The 13,621-nt window shown below is 69.8% G+C and carries 12 protein-coding genes; 8 read left to right on the forward strand and 4 right to left on the reverse strand.

Features of this window, described 5'->3' with window-relative positions:
- Nucleotides 1-76: 76 nt before the first annotated feature.
- Nucleotides 77-451 carry a VOC family protein gene (locus tag ACAZ03_RS07740; protein WP_373356864.1) on the reverse strand — a complete coding sequence of 125 codons (375 nt, stop codon included), beginning with the start codon at nucleotides 449-451 and terminating at the stop codon, nucleotides 77-79.
- Between the two features lie 143 nt (nucleotides 452-594).
- On the opposite strand from ACAZ03_RS07740, the gene ndk reads away from it, so the two are divergent.
- Together ndk and ACAZ03_RS07750 are read left to right on the forward strand one after the other, a co-directional pair.
- On the forward strand, nucleotides 595-1,017 hold the full coding sequence (ndk, locus tag ACAZ03_RS07745) for a nucleoside-diphosphate kinase (protein ID WP_373356865.1): 423 nt from the start codon (nucleotides 595-597) through the stop codon (nucleotides 1,015-1,017).
- Between the two features lie 191 nt (nucleotides 1,018-1,208).
- Nucleotides 1,209-1,964, forward strand: a complete 756-nt coding sequence (locus tag ACAZ03_RS07750) for a hypothetical protein (protein ID WP_373356866.1) — start codon at nucleotides 1,209-1,211, stop codon at nucleotides 1,962-1,964.
- A gap of 50 nt (nucleotides 1,965-2,014) precedes the next feature.
- On the opposite strand, the gene eda is transcribed toward ACAZ03_RS07750, so the two are convergent.
- Nucleotides 2,015-2,656: a bifunctional 4-hydroxy-2-oxoglutarate aldolase/2-dehydro-3-deoxy-phosphogluconate aldolase gene (eda, locus tag ACAZ03_RS07755; protein ID WP_373356867.1), complete on the reverse strand. Its 642-nt coding sequence runs from the start codon at nucleotides 2,654-2,656 to the stop codon at nucleotides 2,015-2,017.
- A gap of 3 nt (nucleotides 2,657-2,659) precedes the next feature.
- Nucleotides 2,660-4,468 carry a phosphogluconate dehydratase gene (gene edd / locus ACAZ03_RS07760; protein ID WP_373356868.1) on the reverse strand — a complete coding sequence of 603 codons (1,809 nt, stop codon included), beginning with the start codon at nucleotides 4,466-4,468 and terminating at the stop codon, nucleotides 2,660-2,662.
- A 117-nt stretch (nucleotides 4,469-4,585) separates the two neighbouring features.
- On the opposite strand from edd, the gene ACAZ03_RS07765 reads away from it, so the two are divergent.
- Entirely contained in the window at nucleotides 4,586-5,779 is a 1,194-nt protein-coding gene (locus ACAZ03_RS07765; RefSeq protein ID WP_373356869.1) for an RSP_2647 family RNA methyltransferase, read from the forward strand.
- 2 nt (nucleotides 5,780-5,781) lie between these two features.
- On the forward strand, nucleotides 5,782-6,333 hold the full coding sequence (locus ACAZ03_RS07770; RefSeq protein ID WP_373356870.1) for an RSP_2648 family PIN domain-containing protein: 552 nt from the start codon (nucleotides 5,782-5,784) through the stop codon (nucleotides 6,331-6,333).
- 359 nt (nucleotides 6,334-6,692) lie between these two features.
- On the opposite strand, the gene mnmA is transcribed toward ACAZ03_RS07770, so the two are convergent.
- A complete protein-coding gene (gene mnmA / locus ACAZ03_RS07775) occupies nucleotides 6,693-7,829 on the reverse strand; it encodes a tRNA 2-thiouridine(34) synthase MnmA (protein ID WP_373356871.1) in 1,137 nt (378 codons plus the stop codon).
- Nucleotides 7,830-7,956: 127 nt separating this feature from the next.
- Between mnmA and ACAZ03_RS07780 the strand changes: the two genes are divergently transcribed.
- The 4 genes from ACAZ03_RS07780 (at nucleotide 7,957) to recG (ending at nucleotide 13,596) form a co-directional block, all read left to right on the forward strand.
- Entirely contained in the window at nucleotides 7,957-8,235 is a 279-nt protein-coding gene (locus tag ACAZ03_RS07780; protein ID WP_373356872.1) for a DUF1153 domain-containing protein, read from the forward strand.
- A gap of 87 nt (nucleotides 8,236-8,322) precedes the next feature.
- Nucleotides 8,323-9,036 (forward strand): response regulator transcription factor CtrA, encoded by a 714-nt coding sequence (gene ctrA / locus ACAZ03_RS07785; RefSeq protein WP_373356874.1) that lies wholly within the window; start codon nucleotides 8,323-8,325, stop codon nucleotides 9,034-9,036.
- A 113-nt stretch (nucleotides 9,037-9,149) separates the two neighbouring features.
- A complete protein-coding gene (gene ligA, locus ACAZ03_RS07790; RefSeq protein WP_373356875.1) occupies nucleotides 9,150-11,504 on the forward strand; it encodes an NAD-dependent DNA ligase LigA in 2,355 nt (784 codons plus the stop codon).
- Nucleotides 11,497-13,596 (forward strand): ATP-dependent DNA helicase RecG, encoded by a 2,100-nt coding sequence (gene recG / locus ACAZ03_RS07795; protein ID WP_373356876.1) that lies wholly within the window; start codon nucleotides 11,497-11,499, stop codon nucleotides 13,594-13,596. The genes ligA and recG overlap by 8 nt, the downstream gene beginning before the upstream one ends.
- Nucleotides 13,597-13,621: the final 25 nt, after the last annotated feature.

Genomic DNA, 13,621 nt, shown 5'->3' on the forward strand with positions numbered 1-13,621 from the left:
CTGCCGGCCCGTGCCGGGCCGGGTGGAGGCTCTGCCTCCACACCTCCGAGGTATTTTCGGCCAGATGAAAGGCGGATCAGGCCGGCGCTTCCCAAAGCTCGATGGCATTGCCCTCCGGGTCGTGGACGCGGGCGAAGCGGCCGGTCTCCGGGCTGTCCCATTCGGGCCTGGTCTCGACCGCGATATTGGCGGCGCTGAGCGTGGCGATCATCTCGTCGAGCGCCGTCACCCGGAAGTTGATCATGGTGCCCTGGGCGGGCGGGAAGTAGTCCGTCTCTTCCCGGAAGGGCGCGAAGATGAGGGGGCCGCCCTCGGCGGTCCAGCCGAAGGCCTCGGTCGCGCCGAAGGGCGAGAGCCCGGGGCCGACGCCCAGATGCCCGGCATACCAGGCGGCGAGGGCCTCGGGGTCGCGGGCGCGGAAGAAGATGCCGCCAATGGCGTGAACGGGCATGAGAGACTCGCTTTTTCGGCGAGCCTAGCCGCGGGCCAGCGGCCCGGCAATCGGCCTTCCCTCTGTTCCTCGCCCATGCTAACCGCGCCTCCGACCCGACATGCCGGCCGAGGCCGGCCCCAGAAACGAGAGAGGCTAGCCCCATGGCGACCGAACGCACGCTGTCCATCATCAAGCCCGATGCCACCCGCCGGAACCTGACCGGCGCCATCAACAAGAAGTTCGAGGACGCGGGCCTGCGCATCGTCGCGCAGAAGCGCATCCTTCTGACCCCCGCCCAGGCCGGCGCCTTCTATGCCGTCCACAAGGAGCGGCCCTTCTTCGGCGAACTCGTCGAGTTCATGGCCTCCGGCCCGGTCGTCGTGCAGGTGCTGGAAGGCGAGAGCGCCATCTCGAAGAACCGCGAAGTGATGGGCGCCACCAACCCGGCCGACGCCGCCCCGGGCACGATCCGCGCCGAATTCGCCGAGAGCGTCGGCGAGAACTCCGTCCACGGCTCCGACGCGCCGGCGACGGCGGCCGAAGAGATCGCCTTCTACTTCTCCGGGCTCGAACTGGTCGGCTGAGCCGATCCGGGCCGAAGATCGAGGGGGCCGCGCTTTCGGGCGCGGCCCCTTTGCTTTTGGCGGGGGCGCCCGGCTTTGACAGTCAAGACAAGGGCTTACCTGCGCCGCGCCCTTATGTGATAGTCCGCAGGCGGCGGATCCCGGCCCCAATCGGGGCGGCCCGCCTTCGCAGGGAATTGACATCGCGCGCCATGACCAGCTTCACCGTCTATCAGGACCGCATCGACTTTGACGACCGGCAGGGGAAGAGGTCGGCCTCCGCAGAGGCCCTTCCCCTGTCGATGTTCCGCACGCTTCTGTCCGAGTTCAGCAAGTATCCCTATTATTTCGGGGCGTTCGAACGCGTCTTCATGCAGCAGACGACGGATTACGAGAGCGGCTTCGAGGATGCCTATGGGTTCGTTCTGAACGGGGCCAGCGGCTATGACCCGGATGCCGAAGGGCATATCCGGGTCGTCTTCAAGGGCGATCAGATGAAGCGCGGAGACTTCGATTACATGGCAATGGCCGCGCCCGATACGAGTACGGCCTACAAGCGAGGCCGCCGCATCGCGCCGGAGGAGACGTATTTCAAGATCGAGCGCGCCTTCTGCAAGAGTGATGAGGATCGCCCGCTGGAGTGGTTTCGAGAGCAGATCGAAAGGGTTGTCTCCGTCGCCGAGAGGCTGGATCGCGCGACGGCCAGCCTCGAGAGCTGGGCGGCGAGCGGCATGTCCATGCGGGCCGTCTGCGCCCAGAGTATCTTCTGCAGCCGGAGATACGGCGAGGCGGATGTCATCAGCCATGAAAGGCTGTCGGGCTACGCGCAGAAAGGGTGGTCGCTCGATGAGTTCAAATCGCGGCTGACCTGCAGGCGCTGCGGCTCGCCTGCCGGGCGCCTGGTGCCGATGTCGCGCCTGCGGCCGGCGGAGGCCGAAGGATCACCCGGGGGCGGGAGCGGACGCTGAGGGCTCGGCCCTCGGTCTCCCTTTGTGAAAATCCTCTCGGGGGGGCGGCCCTAGCGGGGCAGCGCGGCGGCCTCGGCGGCGAGGGCGGTGATGCCCTCCCAATCTTCGCCCGCGATCATCTCCTTCGGTGCCACCCAGGAGCCGCCGACGCAGAGCGTGTTCGGAAGGCTCAGGTAGTCGCCGGCGTTCTTCAAAGAGATGCCGCCCGTCGGGCAGAACTTGATCTGGGGGAGCGGCGAGGCCAGCGAACCCAGCGCCTTCGCGCCGCCGGCCGCCTCGGCGGGGAAGAACTTCATCGTCCGGTAGCCGCGTTCGAGGAGGGCCATCGCCTCCGTCGCCGTGGCGGCGCCGGGCAGGAGCGGCAGGTCGTTGGCCTCGCAGGCCTCCAGGAGCAGCTTGGTGGAGCCGGGGGAGACGCCGAAGGTGGCGCCCGCCTTCTTGGCGGCCTCGACATCGGCGGGGGTGATGAGCGTGCCGGCGCCGACGACACCGCCCTCGACCTTTGCCATCTCGGCAATGGCCTCGAGCGCGGCGGGGGTGCGCAAAGTCACCTCCAGCGCCGGCAGGCCGCCGGCGATGAGGGCGCGGGCCAGCCCCTCGGCCTTCGAGGCATCGTCGAGGACGAGCACCGGGATCACCGGGGCGAGGAGGCAGGTCTTGGCGGTCAGCTCGGAGGCATGTTCAGGGGTCATCGGTCACACTCGCATGAGGGAGGAGGCGCCGCTGGTCGCGGGGCCGGCGTTCTGGCGGAAGACCTCGAAGAGCTCGCGCCCGAGGCCGAAGGCATTGGCGGAAAGGTCGGGCGTCGCGGGCTCGCGGCCCGACAGGTCCTCCAGCACCTTTAGACTGCCGGTGGTGGCGTCGAGCCGCATCCGGTCGCCATCCCGAATGAGAGCGATTGGCCCGCCATCGGCCGCCTCGGGGGAGACATGGATGGCCGCCGGCACCTTGCCGGAGGCGCCGGACATGCGGCCATCGGTGACCAGCGCCACCTTGAGGCCGCGATCCTGCAGGACGGAGAGCGTCGGCGTCAGCGAGTGCAATTCGGGCATGCCGTTGGCTTTAGGGCCCTGGAAGCGCACGACGACCACCGTGTCCTCGGTGAATTCCCCGGCGCGGAAGGCGGTCTTGACGCTTTCCTGATCGTGGAAGACCCGGGCCTTGCCCTCGACCACCCGCCGCTCCGGCGCGACGGCGGAGACCTTGATGACGGCGCGGCCGATGTTCCCCTCCAGCTGGACGAGGCCGCCGGTCTTGGCGAAGGGCTCGCCGGCGGGGCGGAGGATCTTGTCGTTCTGGCTCTGGCCAGGGCCCGGCTCCCACGACAGCTTGCCGTCCCTCAGCTTCGGCTCCTCGGTGTAACGGGCGAGCCCGGTGCCGGCGACGGTTTCCACATCGGGGTGGAGGAGGCCGGCGTCCAGAAGCTCGCCGATCATGTACTGGAGGCCCCCGGCGGCGTGGAAATGGTTCACGTCTGCCAGGCCGTTCGGATAGACCTTCGCCATCAGCGGCGTGATGGCGGAGAGGTCGGCGAAATCCTCGAGGTCGAGGTGGATGCCGGCGGCGCGCGCCATGGCGGGCAGGTGGAGGACGAGGTTCGTCGAGCCGCCCGTCGCCATGAGGCCCACGATGCCGTTCACGAAGGCCCGCTCGTCGAGGATCTGCCCCACGGGGCGGTAATCATTGCCAGCGGCGGTGATCTGGGCTGCGCGCTCGACACCGGCCACGGTCAGCGCCTCGCGGAGCGGGGTGCCGGGGTTCACGAACGAGGCGCCCGGCATATGGAGCCCCATGAACTCCATCAGCATCTGGTTGGTGTTGGCGGTGCCGTAGAAGGTGCAGGTGCCCGGCCCGTGGTAGCTGGCCATCTCGGCCGCCATCAGCTCTTCGCGGGTCGCCTCGCCGGCGGCATAGCGGTTGCGCACCGCCGATTTCTCGTCGTTCGGCAGGCCGGAGGTCATCGGCCCGGCGGGAATGAAGATCCCCGGGATATGGCCGAAGGCGGCGGCGGCGATGACGAGGCCGGGCACGATCTTGTCGCAGACGCCGAGGTAGAGCGCCGCGTCATAGGTGTTGTGGCTGAGCCCCACCGCGGCGGCCATGGCGATGACATCGCGCGAGAAAAGCGACATCTCCATCCCCGTCTGGCCCTGTGTGACCCCGTCGCACATCGCCGGCACCCCGGCGGAGACCTGGGCGGTGGCGCCGACCTTGCGGGCGGCCTCGCGGATGGTGGCGGGGAAGGTCTCGAAGGGCTGATGCGCCGAGAGCATGTCGTTGTAGGAGGTGATGATGCCGATGTTGGGCACACGGCCCTCCGCCAGCGCCTCCTTGTCCGCCCCCATGGCCGCATAGGCATGGGCCTGGTTGCCGCAGGCGAGGTGGCCGCGCGTCACGCCGGCGTCGCGGGCGGCGGAGAGCCTCTCCAGATAGGCGCCGCGCGGGCCTTCGGAGCGGGCGCGGATGCGGTCGGTGATCTCGGCTACTTTGGGATGGAGCGGCATGGGGGGCCTTTCCGGGCAGGGTCCTTGAGGGGTCGGCGCTGGTCTAGCAAATGCCGTTAGCGCTAACAAGGTGCGGAGCGGGATTTCGCTTGCGCCGGGGGCGGGATAGGAGAGCGCATGTCAGAGACTTACCCCACCATCCGCCTGATGCCAAAGGCCGAAGCCCGGGCGATCCGCCACGGCTTCCCTTGGGTCTATGCCAACGAGCTGGTTCTCGACCGTCGGACCAAAAATCTGGCACCGGGCACATTCGCCGTGCTGGAGGATGCCGAGCGCCGGCCGATGGCGCTCGTGACCGTAAACCCCGCGAGCCGTATCGCGGCGCGGGTGATGGACATGGATCCGGCCGCCGTGGTCGACGGCGCCTGGGTGCGGGTGCGGCTGGCAGCGGCGCTTGCCCATCGCGAGCGGCTCTACAGCGCGCCCTATTACCGGCTCGTCCATGCCGAGGCCGACCGGCTCCCCGGGCTCGTCGTCGACCGCTTCGGTGACACCGCCGTCATGCAGCCGAACGCCGCCTGGGCGGAGGCGATGGCGGGCGAGATCGCGGCGGCGCTGGTCGAGGTCGCGGGCGTGGCGCATGTCGTGAAGAACGGCACCTCTCGCGGGCGGGGGCTCGAGGGGCTGCCGGAGGAGATGGCGGTGCTGGAAGGGGCGGCGCCGGAGGGCCCGGTGCCGGTGCCGATGAACGGCGCCACCTATCTGGCCGACCTGATGGAGGGGCAGAAGACCGGGCTCTTCTTCGACCAGCGCGAGAACCACGCCTTCGCGGCGCGGCTGGCGACTGGCGGGCGCGTCCTAGACGTCTTCGCCCATGTGGGTGGCTTCTCCTTGGCGGCACTGGCCGGCGGGGCGGCGGAGGCGCTGGCGGTCGATTCCTCCGCCCCGGCGCTGGCGCTGGCGGGGCAGGGGGCCGCGGCCGGAGGCATGGAGGCGCGCTTCGCCACGCGGCAGGGCGATGCCTTCGACACGATGGCGGCGCTGGCGGCGGAGGGCGAGAGCTTCGACCTCGTCATCTGCGACCCGCCGGCCTTCGCCCCCAACAAGGCGGCACTCGACAAGGGCCTGCGCGCCTATGAGCGGGTCGCCCGGCTCGCGGCGCCGCTGGTGCGCGAGGGCGGCTATCTGGGGCTCTGCTCCTGCTCCCACGCCGCCGATCTGGCGAACTTCCGCGCCGCCTCGGCGCGCGGCATCGGCAAGGCGGGGCGGCGGGGGATGCTGATCCACACCGGCTTCGCCGGGCCCGATCATCCGCAGCTCCCCCAACTGGCGGAAAGCGGCTACCTCAAGTCCGTGTTCTTCCGGCTGTAGGGATGCGCGCGGTTCTCGACGCTTGCGTGCTCTACCCGACGGTCATGCAGAAGATGCTGCTCGGCGCCGCCGGCGCCGGGCTCTTCGAGCCGCGCTGGTCGGCGCGGATCGAGGAGGAATGGGCGCGTGCGGCGGCGCGGAAGGGGCAGGAGCCCTTCGCCCGCGGCGAGATCGCCGCCGCCAACGCCGCCTTCCCCCGCGCCCGGGTGACCTGGCCGCCGGAGCTGGAACGCCGGCTCTGGCTGCCCGATCCGGCGGATGTGCATGTGCTGGCGGCAGCGGTGGCGAGCTCGGCGGACATTATCGTCACGGCTAATGCGAAGGACTTCCCGCGGGGGCTTCTCGCCGAGGAGGGGCTGTCCCGCGCCGACCCTGATGCGTTGCTCCTCGGCCTCTACGAAGGCTCGCCCGAGGTGGTGGCCGGGGTCGCCGAGGCGGTGCTGGTGGAGGCGCGGCGCCTCTCGGAAGAGGACTGGCAGATGCGGCCGCTCATGAAGAAGGCGCGGATGCCGCGGCTGGGGAAGGCGTTGGCGAGGGCGGGGGCGGCGGGCTGAAGCCCGCCCTACGGGGGAGGAGGCGCGGCGGTGGGTTGAAAACCCACCTACGCCCGCGTTGGAGCGCGCGCCCTGAGCCAGGTGTAGGGTGGGTTTCCAACCCACCATCCGCTCGCCACCAGTCGCACCGGTGCCGCGCAGGGCGAGCGCCGGGCCGTGGGGTGGCGCTCCTGCCGTTCATTAGAGCGCTTTATGGTGCAACCCCGCCCTCTCTGAGCTCATGCCAAGCCCCACCGGAGCGCCAGCCCGCGGGACGGGCCGGCGCTCGCCCTGCGCGGCACCGGCGCGCACCGGGCGGGGGAACAGCACGACCGTCGGGAAAGGGGTGGATGGGTGCGTTTCGCTCGAAACCGCCGCCCTCAGCCGCGGTGGATCCAGCCCCCGCCGAACACCCGCGTACCTTCGCCCGCATAGAAGACGCAGGCCTGACCCGGGCTGACGCCTTCTTCGGCGAAGGCGAGCTCGACCTCCGCCTCGCGCGGGCCCGTCGGGCGCACCACTGCATCCACCGGCGGCTTGGTCGAGCGCACCTTCACGCGGAGGTGGTATTCCTCCTGATCCGTGAAGGCGCCGTCGCCGAGCCAGTTCACTTCCTTCACCGGAATGCGCCGCACCGCGAGCATCTCGCGGGGGCCGACCACAACCTGGCGGCGATCGACATCCAGACGAATTACGTAAAGTGGTTCCGACAAACCGCCGATGCCGAGGCCCCGGCGTTGGCCGATCGTGTAGTGAATCACCCCCTCATGGGTGCCGAGCACGCGGCCGTCGGCATGGACGATCTCGCCCGGCTGGGCGGACCCCGGCCGGATCTTCTGGATCAGCTTGGCGTAATCGCCGTCGGGCACGAAGCAGATATCCTGGCTGTCGGGCTTGTCGGCGACGCCGAGCCCGTAGCGCTGCGCCAGCTCGCGCGTCTCGGCCTTGCTCTTTAGATGCCCCAGCGGGAATCGCAGATAGGCCAGCTGCTCCTTCGTCGTCGAGAAGAGGAAATAGCTCTGGTCGCGCGCCGGATCGGCGGCCATGTGCAGCTCCGGCCCGTGCTCCCCTTCGAGGCGGCGGATGTAATGGCCGGTCGCCATGCAGGCGGCCTCCAGATCCTTCGCCGTGCCCAGAAGGTCTTGAAACTTCACGCGTTCGTTGCAGCGGATGCAAGGTACAGGCGTCGCGCCGCCGAGGTAGCTTTCGGCGAATTCGTCGATCACCGCCTCGCGGAACATGTTCTCGTAATCGAGCACGTAATGGGGGAAGCCCATCGTCTCGGCCACCCGCCGCGCGTCATGGATGTCGCGCCCGGCGCAGCAGGCGCCCTTCTTGGCGAGCGCGGCGCCGTGGTCGTAGAGCTGCAGCGTCACGCCGACGACATCGAAGCCCTCCTCCGCCAGCATGGCGGCCACGACCGAGCTGTCGACGCCGCCCGACATGGCGACGACAACACGGGTGTCGGCAGGGGCGCCGGCGAGGCCGAGCGCGTTCAAAGAGCTTTCCAGCGGCATGTGAGATCCTTCGCGAATGGCCGGAAATATAGGAAAATCCTTCGCATCTACAAGCGCATGATTTACGAGCCGTTAACGCCCCATCGCGGATGGTCCCGCCCGCAAATGATCCACGGAGGGGTGAGATATGTATTTGCGCAAGGTGGACGGCCCGAGGGCCGTGCAGCTGCCGGACGGCAGCTATATGTCGCGCGCCGACCTGCCGTCGCCCGACACGCGGCGCTGGGTGGCGTCGCGCAAGGCGGCGGTGGTCAGGGCCGTGAAATACGGGCTGATCTCGCAGGAGACGGCGCTCGAGGATTACGGCCTGTCGGAGGACGAATTCGTCAGCTGGGTCCATGCGGTCGAGACGCATGGCGAGGCGGCGCTGAAGGCCACGGCACTGAAAAGGTATCGTGAACCATAGCTATCGACCGCGCGGCCGTCGTAGGGTAACGTTGGGTTAACCATATACTGGTTAGCTTCCGTATGTGCTGAGTAAACGGAGGGCCGCATGCGTGTTTTGCTGGTTGAGGACGATCCCACGACGTCCAAGTCTATCGAGTTGATGCTGACCCACGCCAATCTCAACGTCTATGCCACGGACATGGGCGAAGAGGGGATCGATCTGGCCAAGCTCTATGATTACGACCTGATCCTGCTCGACCTCAATCTGCCGGACATGACCGGTCATGAGGTGCTCCGTCAGCTCCGCGTCAGCCGGGTCGATACGCCCATTCTTGTGCTGACCGGGGATGACGCGACCGAAAGCAAGCTGAAGAGCTTCGGCTTCGGGGCGGATGACTACCTGACCAAGCCCTTCCACCGGGAGGAGCTGATCGCCCGCATCCACGCGATCATCCGCCGCTCGAAGGGCCATGCGCAATCGGTCATCAAGACGGGGCGCATCACGGTCAATCTCGATGCCAAGACGGTCGATGTCGACGGCTCGCCGGTGCATCTGACCGGCAAGGAATACCAGATGTTCGAGCTGCTTTCGCTCCGCAAGGGCACGACGCTGACGAAGGAGATGTTCCTCAACCATCTCTACGGCGGCATGGACGAGCCGGAGCTGAAGATCATCGACGTCTTCATCTGCAAGCTGCGCAAGAAGCTCAGCCAGGCGACCGGCGGCGAGAACCATATCGAGACGGTCTGGGGCCGCGGCTATGTGCTTCGGGACCCTGAGCCCGTCAGCAGCGAAGAGCAGCTGGCGATCGGCGCCTGAGCGCAAGGCCCTGAGCGCAGCCCGGCCCCCGGGCGGCGGAGTGCTGGACGGCCCGGCAGGGCCGGCCTAGACCTTGGCCGAGGGCGCGAGGGTCGCGCCGCGGCGGAGGGGCCATGAGCGAGCCAGGCGCGAGGGATGGTGCGGCGACGGGGCCGGAGGGCACGCAAGGCGCTGCCGCGGCCGATGCGGCCGAGGCCCTGCCCGGGCCCCATGCGCAGACGCCCGTGGCGGAGCTTGGCCCCGAAGGCGCCGAGGCGGAGCTGGCACGGCTCGCCGATGTGCTCTCGCGGGCCAATGATGCCTATCACGGGGCAGACGATCCCTTCATCGACGACGCGGCCTATGACCGGCTGAAACGCCGCAATGCCGAGATCGAGGCGGCCTTCCCGGAGCTGAAGCGCCCCGATTCCCCGTCAGATCAGGTGGGCGCCGCGCCCTCCGAGGGCTTCGGCAAGATCACCCACGAGATGCGTATGCTCTCGCTGGCCAATGCCTTCACCGACGAGGACATCGCCGATTTCGACCGCGGCATCCGGCGGTTCCTCAACCTCGGCGAGGGCGCCCCGCCGCTCGCCTATACGGCCGAGCCGAAGATCGACGGGCTGTCGCTGTCGCTGCGCTACGAGAAGGGCGCGCTCATCTATGCCGCGACCCGCGGCGATGGCGCGACGGGGGAGAACGTCACGCAGAACGCTTTGACGATCGCCGAGATCCCGCAGCAGTTGAAGAATGCCCCGGATGTCCTTGAAATCCGGGGCGAAGTCTATATCCGACACGACGATTTCGCCGCGCTCAACGCAAGGCTGGAGGAGGCGGGGCAGAAGACCCTCGCCAATCCGCGCAACGCCGCCGCCGGCTCGCTCCGCCAGCTCGACCCCTCCGTCACCGCCTCCCGCCCGCTGCGCTTCTTCGCCTATGCCTGGGGCGTGACTTCGGAGCCCCTGGCCGACACCCAGTCCGGCGCGCTCAAGCGCCTGAAATCGCTCGGCTTTCAGACCAACCCCGAGACGCGGCTCTGCGAAGGTCCGGCGGAGATGCTCGCGGCCTATGGCGACCTTGTCACCGCCCGGCCCGGGCTCGGCTATGACATCGACGGAGTGGTCTACAAGCTGGACGATCTGGCCCTGCAGGCCCGGCTCGGCTTCCGCTCCACGACGCCCCGCTGGGCCATCGCCCACAAGTTCCCTGCCGAACTCGCCTGGACCCGGCTCGAGGCCATCGACATCCAGGTCGGCCGCACCGGCGCGCTCTCGCCCGTCGCCCGGCTGGCGCCGGTGACCGTCGGCGGTGTCACCGTCTCCAACGCCACGCTGCACAACGAGGATTACATCGCGGGCCGCGATTCCTCCGGCGAGGAGATCCGGGGAGGCAAGGATGTGCGGCTGGGCGACATGGTGCAGGTCTATCGCGCCGGCGACGTGATCCCCAAGATCGCCGATGTCGACCTCGCCAAGCGGCCGGCCGAGGCCAAGCCCTACCGCTTCCCCGAGACCTGCCCCGAATGCGGCTCGCCGGCCGTGCGCGAGCCGGGCGATGCGGTGCGCCGCTGCACGGGCGGCCTCATCTGCCCTGCGCAGGCCGTTGAAAAGATGCGCCATTTCGTCTCCCGCGCCGCCTTCGACATCGAAGGGCTCGGCGCGCGGCAGGTGGAGGAGTTCCACGCCCGCGGCCTCATCCGCGAGCCCGCCGACATCTTCACGATGGAGGCGCGGCAGGAGGCGGGCGAGATCGACCTCTACCGCCGCGACGACAAGGGCCGCCCGACCAACGAGAAATCCGTCCAGAACCTCTTCGCGGCCATCGCCGAGCGGCGCAAGATCGAGCTCGCGCGGCTGATCTTCGGCCTCGGCATCCGCCATGTCGGCGAGGTCGCCGCCAGTGACCTCGCGCGCCACTACGGCTCCTGGGAGGCGCTTCAGGAGGCCATCGACCTCTCGCGCCCCGCCGCGCTCGCCCACCGCGCCGCCGACGAGGCCGAGGCCGCCGAGCGCCTGGCCGCTGCCGAGGAGGGCCGCCGCGCCCGCATCACCGAGGCGCGCGACAAGGCCGCCGCGGAGGCGGAAGCGCCGGAGGAGGCGCGCGCCGCCTGGGACCATCTCGTCAATGCCGACGGCATCGGCCCGGTCCTCGCGCTCTCGCTCTCCGACGCCTTCGCCAACGACCACGAGCGCGCCTCGATCGACCGGCTGGCGGCGCTTCTCGACGTGATCCCGCCGGAGGCCCCGGCCTCCGACAGCCCCGTCGCCGGCAAGACCGTCGTCTTCACCGGCACGCTCGAGAAGATGACCCGCGCCGAGGCCAAGGCGCGGGCGGAGAGCTTGGGCGCCAAGGTGGCGGGCTCCGTCTCTGCCAAGACCGACCTGCTTGTCGCAGGCCCCGGCGCCGGGTCGAAGGCGAAGAAGGCGGCCGAGCTCGGCATCGAGACCATCGACGAAGACGCCTGGCTGGCGCTCATCGGCGATGGCTGAGCCGCGCGGCCGCCCCGAGGTGCTCTGGCCGCTCTTCGCGGCCCTGACGGCGCTCGACGGGGTGGGCGACAAGAGCGCCCAGCTCCTCGCCCCCGCCGGCATCGAGCGCCCGAGAGACATGCTCTTCACCCTGCCGCATACCGGCATCGACCGGCAGATGCGCCGCTCGGTGAAGGGGCTGACCTTCCCCACGACTGCGACGATCCAGGTGCGCGTCGGCGCCCATCACGCCCCGCGCGTGAAGGGCCGCCCGCATCTGGTGGAGGTGGAGGACGAGGAGACGAGCTTCCAGCTCGTCTTCTTCCACGCCTCGTCCGGCTGGCTCGCGAAGCTCCTGCCGCCCGGCGAGCGGCGCGTCGTCTCCGGCAAGCTGGAGCTTTATGACGGCGTGCCGCGGATGGTGCATCCCGACCATGTGCTGCGCCCCGAAGAGGCGGAGGCGATCCCGCCCTATGAGCCGGTCTACCCTCTGGTCGCCGGCATCACCCAGAAGCTGATGTTCCGCGCGAGCCGCTCGGCGCTCGGCATGGCGCCGGACCTGCCCGAATGGATCGACCCGGGCGTCATGGCCCGCGAGGGCTGGCCCGACTGGCGCGCGGCTCTGCGCGCCGCCCATGCGCCCACCGGCGCCGAGGCGCTCGACCCCGCCGACCCGCCCCGCCGCCGGCTCGCCTATGACGAGCTCTTTGCGCATCAGATGACCCTCGCGCTCGCCCGCGCCCGGGCCCGGCGCGGCAAGGGGCGGGCGACGGTCGGAGACGGGAGCCTCCGCGCCAAGGTGCTGGCAACGCTGCCCTATCGCCCGACCGGCGCCCAGCTGAGGGCCAGCGAGGAGATCGCGGCCGACATGGCCTCCGAATTCCGGATGAACCGGCTCCTGCAGGGCGATGTCGGCGCGGGCAAGACGCTGGTGGCGCTCATGGCGCTGCTCAACGCCGTCGAGGCGGGCGGGCAGGGGGCGCTGATGGCGCCGACGGAGATCCTCGCCCGCCAGCATGCCGCCGGCCTCGCGCCGCTCGTGATGGCCGCCGGGGTGCGGATGGAGCTGCTGACGGGCCGCGACACGGGGCAGGCGCGGGCCGACAAGCTGCGGGCGCTGGCGGAGGGGCGGATCCAGATCCTCGTCGGCACCCATGCGATCTTCCAGGCGGGCGTGGAATTCCGCGACCTCCGCCTCGCCGTCGTCGACGAGCAGCACCGTTTCGGCGTCCGCGAGCGGATGGAGCTCGGCGCCAAGGGCCGCGCCGCCGACATGCTGGTGATGACGGCGACGCCGATCCCGCGGTCGCTGGCGCTCGCGCAATACGGCGACATGGATGTCTCGGTGCTCGATGAAAAGCCGCCGGGGCGGAAGCCGATCGCGACGGCGGTGCTCTCGACCCAGCGGCTGGAGGAGGTGCTGGAGCGGCTCCGCGCGGCCCTCGCCGAGGGGCGGCAGGCCTATTGGGTCTGCCCGCTGGTGGAGGAATCGGAGACCTCTGATCTGGTGGCGGCGGAGGACCGCTTTACCTGGCTCCGGGCGCGGCTCGGCGAAGGGCGCGTCGGGCTAGTGCATGGCCAGCTCCGGCCGGAGGAGAAGGACGCCGCCATGGCCCGCTTCGCCTCGGGCGAGACGGGGCTCCTGGTGGCGACGACGGTGATCGAGGTCGGCGTCGACGTGCCCAATGCCTCGATCATGGTCATCGAGCAGGCGGAGAGCTTCGGGCTCGCGCAGCTCCACCAGCTCCGCGGCCGCGTGGGGCGGGGCGAGGCGGCCTCGACCTGCCTCCTCCTCTACCGGCCGCCGCTCAGCGAAGGCGGGCGACGCCGGCTGGAGATCCTGCGCCAGAGCGAGGACGGCTTCCGCATCGCCGAGGAGGACCTCGCGATGCGCGGCTATGGCGACCTGATCGGCACGGCGCAATCGGGGATGCCGCGCTTCCGAATCGCGGACCCCGAGCGGCAGGCGGCGCTGATGGAGATGGCGCAAGCCGATGCGCGGGCGCACCTCGCGCGCGATCCGGGGCTGGACTCGGCGCGGGGCGCGGCGGTGCGGACGCTCCTTTGGTTAACCGAACAAGACCGTGCGATCCGCATGCTAGGAGTTGGTTAACCAGTTTGAGCCGTCTTTGTTCGCG

The sequence above is a fragment of the Pseudoroseicyclus sp. CXY001 genome, from assembly GCF_041714655.1.
In the GTDB taxonomy this organism is placed as follows: Bacteria; Pseudomonadota; Alphaproteobacteria; order Rhodobacterales; family Rhodobacteraceae; genus Pseudoroseicyclus_A.